Here is a 14,935-nt window from a genome sequence, read left to right on the forward strand (position 1 = left end):
GAGGCTAAGAAAAAAGCTTCACATTCCGTAAAGGGAAATATTCTCTCAAAATAAAATAAGCCGTTGTTCAAAATGAACAACGGCTTATTTATTAGATAAAGATTATAAAATCTTATTTCTTTTTTCCTTGATTAGCTACAGCATCCATCAAAGCTTTGATTTCTTCTGGATCACCTAAGAACTCATCATTTACAAGATTAAAGTTATCATCAAACTCGAAAAGATAAGGAACAGCAGTAGGCAAATTCAATGAAACGATATCTTCGTCAGAAATACCTTTAAGGTGTTTGATAATCCCACGAAGGCTGTTACCATGAGCAGCAACAATAATTTCATCATGATCTTTCAATGCCTTGAAAATAGTATCATTCCAATAAGGAAGGATTCTTTCTACTGTATCTTTTAATGCTTCAGTAAGAGGAAGGTCTTTTTTATCAACGTCTTTGTAACGAGGATCAAGGTATGGAGAACGAGGATCGTCAGCAGCTAAAGCTGTTGGAGGAACATCGTAGCTACGTCTCCAGATAAGTACTTGCTCATCGCCATACTTTTCTGCAGTTTCAGCTTTGTTCAAACCTTGAAGCATACCGTAATGCTTCTCGTTCAAACGCCAAGATTTTTCAACAGGAATCCAATCCAAATCCATTTGATCAAGGATTGTATTCAATGTTTTATTAGCTCTCTTCAAATATGAAGTATAAGCTTTTTCGAATTTGAATCCTTTTTCTTTTAATAATTTACCAGCTTTGATTGCTTCTTTAACACCATTTTCAGTTAAATCAACATCAGTCCAACCAGTAAATCTGTTTTCTAAATTCCATACACTTTCACCGTGACGGATCAATACAACTTTTTTCATATTTTCTTTGTTTTAGGTTTTCTTCAAAATCAAAGTCATAGACCTCTCTATTGCCTCAGTAGGCATATTTATCAAAATTAGTCATAATTAAAAAATATCGCAAGAGATACCTCGAATTGCTTATTTAATTATTTACTATAAACTATACTCATAATACTATCGCCAACTAAAGGTCTGAAATGCGACTCTTCATAATAATTATACTTGGATGTAGTAAACTGATTTCTACCTGAGAAATCATACACATTGTCTCGCCCAAATACATTTTGAATCATTTCCATATCCTTCGGATTAAACTTCTCCTGAGAATAAAGCGGATTTATAATAACTTTATATTGTGTATTATGCTTCGATAGAATTCTTTTAATACCATGAAGAGCTTCTTCTTCAAACGGATCTATTCGTTGAAAGGGACTCATTTTCAAGCTATCAGTTACTGTATAAAACGAAGGTGAGTCGTAATAGTTCGGTTCATTTTCAATCCGTTTTTCCAAGTCTGATCTAAATGGTCTATTCGTCTTAGGATCAAATGTAGCTTCAACAGAATAATAGTGTTTTCTCACATATTCATTATCTAATCCGAAAAATTTATTCCCATAAAAAGACAAAACAAAACCAGAATTAAGATATGCTAGAAAATGGGTTTCATGAAAGTTATATCCACTCTCTCCTTCCAATAAAGGATGCTCAATATATAGGAAACGAGGTTCACTTAGAGTATTATCAAAAGTAAAGTCTACATCAATTGCAATAAAAGCATTCTTAATATCAACACCCAATGAATCTAAAAACCTCAGTTTATGATATACTCCTTGAATTTTCTCACCATAGGCATCAAAGGAATATACTTTGGCATCTGCACCAAGGTATTGTTTCCATGTATCTATATTATATCCAAAAATACGCGAACTTCCAAAAACGAATGAATTATAGTTCTCTTTCTTATAATTCTTTAAAAACATTTCGGTAGAAATATAACCTCTATTTATTTGCAGAGATGAATAGTTGTCATAAGTCTGCACAACCTTAAAAGGATCATATATAATATAACCAATCACTAACAATGCAAAGACTGTAAATGGCAGGATCAAAAAATATAAAACTTTTTTAAGAAAGGTCTTCATCCTCTAAAATTGAAAATATATAAATTGTTGCTCACTACCTGTTAAACAAAGTATAGCAAGTATAATTAAATAATAGAAAGCCCAACTTAATGAACGCTTCCATGTCATTGTTAGTTTTTCTATTGCATATTTATTTTCTCGCCCCAGCCATTCGATAACCATAAATACAATAACAATAAGTATTACTGTTCCTGAAATAACATCCGGCGTTTGGAATAAAGATGTAGAAAATATCCCTTTTATATATGATATAGCATCTGCAATTGTTTCAGCACGAAAAAACACCCATGCTAAACTGGCTAAACAAAAAGTAAGAATCAACTGAAAAGTTTCTCTTACAGAGGGAAGGATTCGACCCTCAGCAACTGTATCCAAGTTTTTCCGATTTGTCTTAAATATTATAGAAGGCATAATAAATAAGGCATTCAATCCGCCCCAAGCCAGAAACGTCCAATTAGCGCCATGCCAGAAACCACTGACTAAAAAGATAATAAATGTATTACGAACAGTCTTAGCCATTCCCCCTCTACTTCCTCCTAAAGGAAAGTACAGATAGTCTCTGAACCAAGAAGACAGTGAAATGTGCCATCTCCTCCAGAACTCAGCAATATCTCTTGAAAAGTATGGAAAACGGAAATTCTGTAACAACTCAAAGCCTAATAGACGAGCCGATCCCAAAGCAATATCGGAATAACCCGAAAAGTCTCCATATATTTGTATAGCAAATAACATTGCTCCCAAAGCTAATGTACTGCCCGAATAGTGTTCGTGATTATGAAATATTGTATTGGCTAACTCTGCACAATTATCTGCCACCACTACCTTTTTAAACAAACCCCACAGAATCTGTTTCAGACCATCTACAGCTTTCGAATAATTAAATACTCTAGGCTTTTCAACCTGAGGAAGTAGATGTGTAGCTCTCTCGATAGGACCTGCAACCAGTAAGGGAAAGAAACTCACAAAGAGTGAATAGTCAATCCAATTACGAGTTGGCTTTATTTTTCCGAAATAAATATCAAAGACGTACGACAGTCCATGAAATGTATAGAACGAAATACCTACTGGTAAAATAATATTAAGAGTTGTCATATGAGGCGTGAAACCCACAGAAGACAATAATTCGGCAAACGATTCGACAAAGAAATTGTAGTATTTGAAGAAACCAAGAAACCCAAGATTGAGTCCAACACTCAAAATTAGCCAGAATTTCTTTTTAGAAGCTCCACTAGCCTCAGCTATTTTCAATCCAGAAAAATAATCCAGAAAAGTAGAAAATGCGAGTAAAAACATAAAACGCCAATCCCAGCAGCCATAAAAGAAGTAGCTACAAACTGCTAGAAATATATTCTGCCATTTTAATGATTTGTTAAGAACAAACCAATAAATAAAAAATACAATAATAAAGAATATAGCGAAGCCGGCCGAGTTAAATAACATTCAATGTTTTTAGATAAATACCATAAACAAACTCAAAGCACTTAAATAAGATCACAAATCTAATCTGTATGACAAATTAAGTTTGTGATCTTATCTATTGAGACTACAAAATTAAAAAATTCATTTTACTCTACAATAGTAAAGTCCAATTGCTTTCTTTCCAGATTAGCTCTAACCACCTTCACATTGATCTCATCGCCCAAGCGATACTCTTTGCGGGTACGACGACCTCTCAGACAATAGTTCTTTTCATCAAATTCATAGAAGTCATCATCAAGCTCACGCATAGGCACTAATCCTTCGCATTTATTCTCTTCTATTTCGGCATAAACACCCCACTCTGCCACTCCCGAAATAACAGCCTTAAATACACGTCCTATCTTGTCCGACATGTATTCTACTTGCTTGTATTTGATAGAAGCACGCTCGGCATTCGCTGCTAATTGTTCCATATCAGAACAGTGCTTACATTCGTTTTCGGTTTGTTGTTCGCTCACACTACGTCCACCTTCCATATAATGAGTCAGCAAACGATGCACCATCATATCTGGATAACGACGAATAGGTGAGGTAAAGTGAGTATAATAATCAAATGCCAATCCGTAGTGACCAATATTAGAAGTCGAATATACAGCCTTAGCCATTGCCCTAATAGCAATTGTAGAAATTAAGTTTTCTTCAGGCTTATTATGTACATCATCTAATAGTTGATTAATCGATTTTGCGACAGCAGTATTACTTCCGTCAATCTTCACTTTATATCCAAAGCGACGTATAAATTGTGATAAGCTCTCCATCTTCTCGGGATTAGGCACATCATGTATACGATATACAAATGTTTTTGCTTTCTTGCCTTTAGCCACTTTTCCGATAAATTCGGCAACTGTTTTATTTGCAAGAAGCATAAACTCTTCAATCAGCTTGTTCGAATCTTTTTGCTCTTTGAAATATACACTTAAAGGTTTTCCATCAGGGTCGATTTCAAAACGAACTTCTTCACGCTCAAAAGCGATAGAGCCATTTTCAAAACGTTTTGCTCGCAATTTCTTCGCCAGTTCGTCCAATTTAAGAACATCGTCTTTAAAATCTCCTTTTCCTGTCTCTATAATATCTTGAGCTTCTTCGTAAGTGAATCTTCTGTCTGAATTTATAACAGTACGTCCAATTCTATATTTTTTGATATCCGCCTTATCGTTTAATTCAAAAATAGCAGAATAACACAGTTTTTCTTCATTCGGACGAAGCGAACATAATCCATTACTCAATCTTTCAGGTAACATAGGAATAGTACGATCCACTAAGTAAACAGAGGTTGCACGTTCTTCTCCTTCTTTATCGATAATACCTCCTGGAATTACATAATGCGTTACATCGGCGATGTGCACACCAACTTCCCAATTTCCATTTTCCAACTGGCGAATCGAAAGAGCATCATCAAAATCTTTCGCATCACGAGGGTCAATTGTAAATGTGGTTACTGAACGAAAATCTTCGCGTTTAGCAATCTCTTCTTCGGTTATTACATCCGGTATTTTTTCAGCCTCAGCTGTTACATTTTCAGGATATTTATAAGGTAACCCGAACTCTGCCAATATAGCATGCATTTCGGCATTGTTGGTCCCTGCTTCTCCCAATATATCTAACACTTCCCCTACTGGATTTTTAGCACGCTCAGGCCATTCTACAATTTCCACCAAAGCTTTATCGCCCGTTTTACCTCCTTTAAGTTTCTCTCTCGGAATAAAAATATCATTTGCTAAAATCTTACTATCCATTTCAAGGAAAGCAAAATGCTTTTGAACATTAAGTGTTCCCACGAAGCGAGTTTGTTTTCTTTCGAGTATCTCTACTATCTCACCCTCAGAACCTCTTCCTTTACGTTTAGCTAGCATCTGAATACGAACTTTGTCGCCATTCATCGCGTGCGCAGAATTACGTTCGGCTACAAATACGTTTTCGCTACCGTCTTCGGGAACAAAAAAGTTTTTGCCATTGCTTCTTCTCTCAAATTTACCTTCGAGTAAAACTCCTCTGGTATTCGATTTATATTTGCCCTTGCTTGTTTCTGTTATAAAAGCATCCTCTACCAAATCTTCGAGTATCGACATCAACATCAAACGCTCAGGTTGTTTTTTGATGCCTATCTCGGCTCCAATTTGTTTATAATTGTAAGAATTGCTTGTGTTATTATTAAAGAAGGCGATAGTAGCAGCAACTATATCGCTTTTTTTTCTCCTTGGAGCTGACTTTTGAGGTATCTTATCTATGCTCATACAATGTGTATTTTCTTTTTTCTATTAAGGTCACAGACCTGTTTATTATATCCATAAGTAACTTATAAAAGGCGCGTTATGCTCAGAAAAACCGAGGGAGCAAATACCTTACCTTATTTACTTATAAATACAAATATAATCATTCGGATTTATTATGTCTTACAATCTCATACAAAGTCTGTCTTAATTTAAAGAATTAGTTAGATAGATTTTATTTTAATACATTTGATAACCCTTTTCAGATAACAGAACCTATCATATATCTATTTAACATAAAACACGTCTTTGTATGCAGCAAGAATTAACCGAAAAAACACCTCGCATAGAAATGGTAGATGCTTTACGCGGATTTGCCGTAATAGCAATCGTATTAATCCATAGTGTAGAACATTTTATTTACCCGGTTTATCCCGATCCAATAACACAACCCGAATGGCTTAACATTCTTGACAAAGGAGTTTTCAGTGTTATATTTTCATTAATTGCAGGAAAAGGTTATGCTATTTTTTCTATTTTATTCGGATTCACTTTTGCAATTCAATTCAAAAACCAACAAAATAAAGGGAACGACTTTGGAGTCCGTTTTTTATGGAGATTATTACTCCTTGCGGGATTCGCGACCTTAAATGCAATGTTTTTCCCTGGTGGAGACGTTTTGCTTTTATATGCAATTGTAGGTGTGATTCTTTTTGTTGTCAGAAAATGGAATGATAAAGCGATTTTCATCATCATGATACTTCTTTTGCTACAACCTATGCAGTGGTTTTATTACATATCAGGGCTTATAAATCCAGAATTTTCTTTACCAGAGAATATAAATGGAGCTCTTTACGCCCAGATTATAGAAATCAACAAATCAGGAGAATTCTTACCTTTCATTTGGGCAAACATCACGACAGGACAATTAGCTAGTTTTTTATGGGCTGTAGAAGGTGGACGTTTCTTACAAACTGCAGGGTTGTTCCTTTTAGGATTATTGATTTCTCGCAGAAAACTTTTCAATTCCACACCTGAGAATATAAAATTCTGGACCAAGACTCTAATTTTATGTGCAATCCTCTTTGCCCCTATGTATCAATTAAAAGTTGAATTATTTGACACAAATAGTGATCTATTTATAAAAAACACGGTAGGCGTAATGTTCGATATGTGGCAAAAACTCTTATTTACTTTTGTCCTCATTGGTTCATTTATTATTCTTTATCAGAAAGAAGCATTTCAAAGAAAGATATCATGGTTCCGAGTTTATGGAAAAATGAGCCTCACCAATTATATATCTCAATCGTTTATAGGGGCACTTATATTTTTCCCTATCGGATTAAACCTCTCTCCTTATTGTGGTTTCACTAATAGCCTGATAGTAGGATGTATCATAGTTGCTCTTCAATTACAGTTTTGCAAATGGTGGCAAAAATCACACAAACAAGGACCGCTTGAAAAAATATGGCACAAACTTACATGGATCGGACAAAAATAAGTTTGTACTTTTGAGCTTCAATAGAGATATAAGGTCTCAGACCTTTTATTGCTTTGGCAAGCACAATGGCAATAATCTGTTATAACTCGAAAGTATATCATTAAATACTTTCATTTACTTAATAGCTGAATGAAAAAAATAATAATAACGGGAGCCAGCGGTTTTATTGGTAGTTTCTTAGTCGAGAAAGCGTTGAGTCTTGGATTTCAAACGTGGGCTGGTGTAAGAAAAAGCAGCAGTCGAGAATACCTACAAAACAGCAATATACTGTTTATTGAATTTAATTTTGGAAATAAAGAAAAACTAGTTGAGCAACTCAAAGAGTTTAAAACCTTATTTGGGCACATCGATTATATTATTCATAATGCAGGTATAACTAAATGTCTTGATCCTAAAGAATTCGATCAGATCAATTATCAAAACACGGTAAATTTTGTAGAGGCATTACAAGAGGCAGATTCTGTTCCATCGAAATTCCTTTTAATGAGTAGCCTCAGCTCTTTTGGTGTAGGTAATGAAATTAATTACACGCCTATCAAATTGACTGATACACCCCACCCCAATACAGCATACGGTATTAGCAAACTAAAAGCAGAACAGTATCTTGAAAGCACTACCAATTTCCCATATATGATACTCCGCCCAACAGGTGTTTATGGACCTCGAGAAAAAGATTATTTCCTGATGTTGAAAACCGTAAAATCGGGATTAGATGTTGGGGCTGGATTCAAACCTCAGCATCTGACTTTCATATATGTGAAAGATTTGGTTGATGCTGCTTTTTTAGCATTAGAAAGCCCACTTTCTAATCGAAGTTATTTTGTGGCTGATGGAGATGTACATACCGACAAAGAATACACTGCTTTAGTAAAGAAAGTATTAGGCAAGAAACATGTACTAAGCATCAAAATACCGCTTTGCATATTGAAACTAGTCTCAATAGTAGCTGAGAGTATCGCTCAGATAACAAAAAAACCATCAACACTCAATCGTGACAAATATAAGATAATGAAACAACGCAATTGGGTGTGCGACATTGAACCTTTAAGGCAAGATTTGCGTTTTACACCTCAGTACAACCTAGAGCGTGGCTTAACAGAATCCGTAAACTGGTATAAAGATAATAATTGGCTATAAGCAATCTCAATCAATTATTATTCAGCAACAACCATCTGTTGTACTTAATACTTATCAAAGCAAAAAAAGGTATAAGACCTGACATAAAATGAATAGATACTGGCAAATTCTAAAGAAATACAAACTAAGCCTTATAATCAGTCCTTTTCTGGTTCTCATTTATGTAGTGTGCGAAACAGTGCAGCCCCTCCTTATGGCTAACATTATTGACAATGGAGTTATGCCTCGGAATCTTTCAGTCATTACAGAAATTGGAGGATATATGATCTTAATTTCGATTGCCGGATTAATTGCCAGCATTCTCAATATATACGTATCATCACGAACTTCTATCGGATTTGGTACAGATCTCAGAACAGAACTTTTCAATAAGATACAACACTTATCTTTCTCTGATATAGATCGCTTCAACTCAGCATCACTAATCACCCGTCTTACCAACGACATTACCAAGATTCAGCAGGTGATACTCATATCGATGCGTATACTTTTACGCTCTCCATTAGTGCTTTTTCTTGCCATTTTCTTTGTCATCAAAATAAATGCAGATTTAGCCCTAGTACTTATAGGAGTAATTCCCATACTTAGCATTAGCATATATCTTATACTTCGTAAGGGATTTCCCTTATTTATAAAAGTGCAGCAAAAAGTAGATCATCTCAATGGCATCGTGCGCGAAAACCTCATAAATATACGTGTTGTAAAATCATTTGTTAGAGAAGATTTCGAGGCGAAAAAATTTGCAAACAGCAGCGAAGACTTACGAGACATGGTTATCAGGGCATCAAATATTGTAGTTTCGGTATTTCCCGTTATGCAATTAATAATGAACATCTCTGTTATTTTAATTTTATGGATAGGTGGTCAGAAAGTAATATTGGGAAACCTAAAAGTGGGAGAATTGATTTCTTTTGTCAATTACCTATCACAAATACTTCTATCACTAATGATGCTATCTATGATAATTATGGCATTTGCACGGGCATCGGCATCATCTAAACGAATACTAGAAGTTATAGAGACCGAGCCATCCCTAACAAACACTCCCGAAGGTATCGTAAACAATCATAAAATAGAAAAAGGAGAAGTTGCTTTTCACAATGTTAGCTTCCGACATTATGGCGGAGAAAATGACGTTCTACGGAATATTAATTTTCATATCAAGCAAGGCGAAACCATTGCCATTGTTGGAGCTACAGGATCAGCCAAAAGCTCAATGATACAACTCATCCCCCGATTGTATGATACTACTGCGGGGAAAGTACTTATTGATGGAGTAAATGTAAAAGACTATAATCTGGACGAAATACATGCTAAAATAGGAATGGTTCTACAAAAGAACGAACTTTTCTCAGGTACAATTATAGAGAATCTAAGGTGGGGTAAACCTGATGCAACAGACGAAGAGATAATAGAAGCAGCTAAAGCGGCAGAAGCCCATGATTTTATTTTAGCCTTTACAGATGGATACAATACAAAATTAGGAAGAGGAGGTATCAATTTATCAGGAGGACAAAAACAGCGCATATGTATTGCCCGAGCCTTACTGAGAAAGCCTAAGATTTTGATTATGGATGATAGCACGAGCGCTGTTGATTCTGATACTGAACAGAAGATAAGAACCAACCTCAATACAATGTTACAAGACACAACTGTACTTATCATAACTCAGAGAATCAACACCATGCAGTCGGCAGACAGAGTTATAGTTCTCGAAGATGGTGAGATAGATGCAGTAGGAAAACCATCTGAATTGATGGAAAAATCGAAAGTATATCAAGAGATATACAATTCACAACAATTAGCATTCTAAGGCTAAACCCTTTTTATTGCTTTGATTATATAAAACTTAATGGATAGCAGCCTTTAAACGCAGCAAAGATATTTCACTCTAGTTGATATGGCACACGGAGATCACTCAAAACCTATTGAAAAAGCGAAGGAAGGAAAAAAGACTTTTCTTCGATTAATGTCGTACTTATCATGCGACCGCAGCCTTTTGTATATTATTGCATTCCTGATCATAGTAAGCATTATATCAAGTCTTCTTGGCTCATATATGCTCCGTCCCATTATTAATGATTATATCATACCGGGCGACATTCCCGGATTATTTAAGGTACTCTTACTTCTTGGAGTTATATATTTAGTAGGTGTAGTTGCGACATACATAGAATACAGACTACTTAATAAAATAGGACAGCGAACTGTTACTCGTCTTAGAATGGAACTATTCAAAAAGATGGAGATCTTACCTATAAAATATTTTGATACTCATCAACATGGAGACCTAATGAGTCGCTACACCAATGATATTGATAAGATTAGCGATGTATTGACTGATAGCCTATCTGACTTATTATCTAGTGCACTAACCCTCATAGGTATTGTCTGCTTGATGCTTTACATCAGCCCCATACTTACGTTGGTGACTATGATTACTGTTCCTCTCATGTTTCTGAGTGCTAAACTGATTGTAAAACAGAGTAAGAAATACTTCAAAGCCCAACAGGAAAAGTTAGGCGAGGTAAATGGCTACATAGAGGAAATGATAAGCGGACAAAAAGTGATTAAAGTATTCGGACATGAGAAAAAAGTAGAAGCCGATTTCGACACACTTAACCAAAACCTAAGAGGGAAAGCAGAAAAAGCTCAATTATACTCAGGAATGATGATGCCTATCATGCAAAACCTAAATACGTTGAACTATGTAATTATAACTATCGTTGGTGCATTACTTGCTATTTTCAGAGGTTTTGATGTTGGAGGATTAGCAGCCTTTCTCCAATATTCCAGACAATTCGGACGCCCCATTAATGAGCTAGCCAGTCTGTATAATAACATACAAGCTGCAATAGCAGGAGCCGAACGCATCTTTGAAGTAATAGACGAAGCACCCGAAGCAGAAGACTCTCCCAACGCAGTTATTCTCACTGATATAAAAGGTGATGTTAAGATGCAAGACGTCTACTTTGGCTATAAACCAGAAAAATTGATTTTAAAAGGAATCTCTTTAGAAGCAAAATCGGGAGAGAAAATAGCTTTAGTCGGGACTACCGGAGCAGGAAAGACCACTATTTTAAATATGTTTCCACGTTTTTTCGACATCAAATCAGGAGAAATTACGATTGATGGTATTTCAACCAAAGAAATAAAACGTAAAAATCTAAGGCAATCAATAGCAATTGTACTGCAAGACACCCATCTATTTACAGGAACGGTACGCGAAAATATCAGATTTGGACGTTTAGAAGCAACAAACGAAGAAGTAGAAGCAGCAGCAAAGTTGACCGCCGCTCACTCCTTTATCAAACGCCTTCCACATGGATATGATACTATGCTTGAAAATGATGGAGCCAACCTAAGTCAGGGACAACGGCAACTACTAAATATTGCTCGAGCAGCAGTTGCTAATCCTGCGATCCTTCTTCTAGACGAAGCTACAAGTAACATTGATACCAGAAGCGAACTTCTCATACAGAGAGGACTAGATAAATTAATGGAAGGCAGAACCAGCTTTATTATAGCACATCGTCTTTCTACTGTTCGAAATGTCGATAGAATACTAGTTCTCGAACATGGACAGATTATAGAGCAAGGTAGCCATAAAGAACTATTGGAATTGAAGGGAAAATACTATTCTCTTTACGAAGAGCAGTTTAAATAAAAAAAGCTCCTGAAATTAATCAGGAGCTTTTTCAAAAAATACTTTATTTAGAGATTAGTCGAATGACTCTTCAAGAGTTGCACCCCATTCTGTATCAACTTCGAGGCCTTCATTTGTAAGCATACCAGTAAACAAATTACCGGAAAGTCTTAACGTTTTATTTCTTTCAATCTCATACCCCCTTTTTAGAATTATGCTTCGCCCAACATTAGGAGTGTCTTTTAAATAATATAAAGCTGCTAAATAATAATTTGAACTACTTTCGACTTTGGCAGGAAATCCTGTAAATACAATAGGATTATCTTCACTTATATTCAAGAAATTCGCCCTAGTATATTTTGGAGAACACATAACAAGCGTATGCCTTTCTCCTTGCCAAACTGTTCTCAAATCCTGAAAATAAAAATGATTCGGAAAACCTTCTGAAACATAAAGTTGTAGAGATAAAAGGTCGGTAGGAGTATTTGCTATATCTAAAGGCAACACTTCTACTTTTCCTACAACTCGAGAGAGAACAGTCTCCTTGTTTACCATAGAATTACCGATAGTAAGATCACTTTGAGTAAAGAATACATCATTATCAAATTTCGTTCTTGTATCTTCTATTACCATTCGAATATATCCATCATTATATTGAACATTGAATCCATTACCAAAATTCGCTCCAAAATCATCAGCATTAGTTGCAATAAACACAACCTTATAATTACCTGATGGCAAAGTATCCTTAACTTCAGATACATTTACATTTAAAAATTCTTTATACTTTACTCTTCTTCCTTCAGCATTATATACTACATAATGCAAGCTTTTAATATCCGAGCTACCAAGAGAAGTAGATCTCACATTAACCTGTTCAAACTCATTCCCTTTTAAATCAAACACTACTTCCTGCATTTTCAAAGAAGGTGTAGGTTCTAAGTCGGATATCTCTGAATCCTTACTACAAGAGAAAAAACTACCCATAAGGAGAGCAGCATTTAAATAGAATAATACTTTTTTCATTTAATTATTAGTTAGTGAAGTGCAAATATACCCACTTTAATGAAAACTGCGAAGAAGGTTTCATTTTTGATAGAAATTCTATTATAATCTTGAAAAGAGTAGCATACTAAAGAAATTTAGATGATTCATTTGCTATTTTGCATATTTTATTATATATTTGCATCAATATTAAAAGGGGGAGGAGGCTAAAGCTTTCTCCTTTTTCATTCGTTGATATAAATACAGATGATTGATAAATTAGAAATAAGAGATATCGCCGAAGATTTCCTGATCAATTCTGAGACGTTTTTAGTAGACGTAATCGTAAGACCGGGAAACATTATTGTTATAGAAGTTGACAACCAAGAAGGAGTCAGTCTCGAAGATTGTATCAAGCTAAACAAGCATATAGAATCGAAACTTGACCGCGATGCCGAAGATTTTGAACTTGAAGTAGGATCTGCCGGGGTAACATCTCCGTTCAAGATCACCCGTCAATACGAAATAAATATTGGCAATGAGGTTGAAACCCTTACTAAAGGAGGACAAAAAATAACCGGGGTACTCAAAAATTGCGATGATAGTGCATTTACTGTAACTGTTACCAAAATGGAAAAACCCGAAGGAGCTAAACGTAAAGTAGCTGTAGAGGAAGATTTGTCTTTCAAATACGATGAAGTAAAATATACAAAATATCTAATCAGATTTAAATAATTATGGCTAAGAAAGAAGTTATAAGCATGATTGATACTTTTTCAGAATTTAAGGACCTGAAAAATATCGACCGTATGACAATGATAAGTGTTCTTGAAGACTCATTCCGCAATGTCATTGCAAAAATGTTTGGGACAGACGAGAACTACGATGTCATTATCAATCCTGACAAAGGAGACTTGGAAATCTGGCGCAATCGTACGATAGTAGAAGATGATGCACTGGAAGATCCAAATATAGAGATTTCTCTTTCGGATGCTAAAAAAATAGATGAAGACTTTGCTGTTGGTGAAGATGTTACAGATGAGGTTTTCTTTGAAGATTTTGGACGTAGAGCAATCTTAAACTTACGCCAAACTTTAGCTTCTAAAATTCTCGAACTTCAAAAAGATAGCCTTTATAACAAATATAAAGAAAAGATTGGAGAGATTGTTTCCGGAGAAGTATACCAAATCTGGAAAAAAGAAATCCTTCTTTTAGATGATGAAAAAGAGGAACTTTTACTACCTAAAACAGAACAAATACCAAGTGATTTCTTCCGCAAAGGAGAGCACGTAAGAGCTGTTGTAGAAAGAGTTGACAACAAGAATAACAATCCTAAGATCATTCTTTCGAGAACTTCTCCTGTATTCTTAGAAAGATTATTCGAATTGGAAGTTCCCGAAATAAATGACGGATTAATAACAATAAAGAAAATAGCACGCATACCTGGTGAAAGAGCTAAAGTAGCTGTGGAATCGTATGATGATCGTATTGACCCCGTAGGTGCTTGCGTGGGAATGAAAGGATCGCGTATACATGGTATCGTTCGTGAGTTGAGAAACGAGAATATCGACATCATCAACTACACATCAAACATGAATCTTTATATCCAGAGAGCTTTGAGCCCAGCTAAAATCACAACCATCAAATTGAATGATGAAGAGAAGAAAGCTGAGGTATTCCTTCGCCCAGAAGAAGTATCACTTGCTATCGGTAAAGGCGGTCTTAACATTAAATTAGCCAGTATGCTAACCGGCTACACCATTGATGTATATCGTGACATCGATGAAGTTGACGAGGAAGATATCTACTTAGATGAATTCGGAGACGAAATAGACGAGTGGGTAATCGAACAACTAAAAAAACTGGGCTATGTTACAGCTAAGAGCATTCTTGCTGCTAACAAAGAAACAATTGCAAAAGAAGCCGACTTGGAAGAAGATACAGTTGAGGAGCTTTTTGCTATTTTACGAGCAGAGTTTGAAGATGAAGAATAAC

General features: G+C 35.4%; 11 protein-coding genes. 6 read left to right on the forward strand and 5 right to left on the reverse strand.

The features are described from left to right. Positions 1-112 precede the first annotated feature (112 nt). The 4 genes from gpmA to rnr all read right to left on the reverse strand — a co-directional run bounded on the left by gpmA (position 113) and on the right by rnr (position 5,696). A complete protein-coding gene (gene gpmA, locus IR022_RS09185; RefSeq protein WP_050709672.1) occupies positions 113-859 on the reverse strand; it encodes a 2,3-diphosphoglycerate-dependent phosphoglycerate mutase in 747 nt (248 codons plus the stop codon). Between the two features lie 128 nt (positions 860-987). Beyond that, a complete protein-coding gene (locus tag IR022_RS09190) occupies positions 988-1,950 on the reverse strand; it encodes a hypothetical protein (protein WP_194203483.1) in 963 nt (320 codons plus the stop codon). 36 nt (positions 1,951-1,986) lie between these two features. Next, on the reverse strand, positions 1,987-3,423 hold the full coding sequence (locus IR022_RS09195) for an MBOAT family O-acyltransferase (protein WP_194203484.1): 1,437 nt from the start codon (positions 3,421-3,423) through the stop codon (positions 1,987-1,989). A 125-nt stretch (positions 3,424-3,548) separates the two neighbouring features. After that, the gene (gene rnr / locus IR022_RS09200; protein WP_050709669.1) at positions 3,549-5,696 is read right to left on the reverse strand and encodes a ribonuclease R; all 2,148 of its coding nucleotides are present in this window, start codon (positions 5,694-5,696) and stop codon (positions 3,549-3,551) included. 289 nt (positions 5,697-5,985) lie between these two features. Here rnr and IR022_RS09205 point away from each other — a divergent pair, with 289 nt between their 5' ends. The 4 genes from IR022_RS09205 (at position 5,986) to IR022_RS09220 (ending at position 11,977) form a co-directional block, all read left to right on the forward strand. Then, positions 5,986-7,173, forward strand: coding sequence for a DUF418 domain-containing protein (locus IR022_RS09205; RefSeq protein ID WP_194203485.1), 1,188 nt, complete (start codon positions 5,986-5,988; stop codon positions 7,171-7,173). 129 nt (positions 7,174-7,302) lie between these two features. Next, on the forward strand, positions 7,303-8,310 hold the full coding sequence (locus IR022_RS09210) for an NAD-dependent epimerase/dehydratase family protein (protein ID WP_194203486.1): 1,008 nt from the start codon (positions 7,303-7,305) through the stop codon (positions 8,308-8,310). Positions 8,311-8,398: 88 nt separating this feature from the next. Next, positions 8,399-10,123: an ABC transporter ATP-binding protein gene (locus tag IR022_RS09215; RefSeq protein ID WP_194203487.1), complete on the forward strand. Its 1,725-nt coding sequence runs from the start codon at positions 8,399-8,401 to the stop codon at positions 10,121-10,123. An 87-nt stretch (positions 10,124-10,210) separates the two neighbouring features. Beyond that, positions 10,211-11,977, forward strand: coding sequence for an ABC transporter ATP-binding protein (locus tag IR022_RS09220; RefSeq protein ID WP_194203488.1), 1,767 nt, complete (start codon positions 10,211-10,213; stop codon positions 11,975-11,977). A gap of 54 nt (positions 11,978-12,031) precedes the next feature. Here IR022_RS09220 and IR022_RS09225 read toward each other — a convergent pair whose 3' ends face one another. Further along, on the reverse strand, positions 12,032-12,982 hold the full coding sequence (locus tag IR022_RS09225) for a FimB/Mfa2 family fimbrial subunit (protein WP_050709664.1): 951 nt from the start codon (positions 12,980-12,982) through the stop codon (positions 12,032-12,034). A 225-nt stretch (positions 12,983-13,207) separates the two neighbouring features. Here IR022_RS09225 and rimP point away from each other — a divergent pair, with 225 nt between their 5' ends. Beyond that, positions 13,208-13,675 carry a ribosome assembly cofactor RimP gene (gene rimP / locus IR022_RS09230; RefSeq protein WP_050709663.1) on the forward strand — a complete coding sequence of 156 codons (468 nt, stop codon included), beginning with the start codon at positions 13,208-13,210 and terminating at the stop codon, positions 13,673-13,675. A 2-nt stretch (positions 13,676-13,677) separates the two neighbouring features. Further along, positions 13,678-14,934, forward strand: a complete 1,257-nt coding sequence (nusA, locus tag IR022_RS09235) for a transcription termination factor NusA (protein WP_050709662.1) — start codon at positions 13,678-13,680, stop codon at positions 14,932-14,934. The last annotated feature ends 1 nt before the right edge of the window (position 14,935 follow it).

Source organism: Dysgonomonas sp. GY617, from assembly GCF_015233815.1.
In the GTDB taxonomy this organism is placed as follows: domain Bacteria; phylum Bacteroidota; class Bacteroidia; order Bacteroidales; family Dysgonomonadaceae; genus Dysgonomonas_A.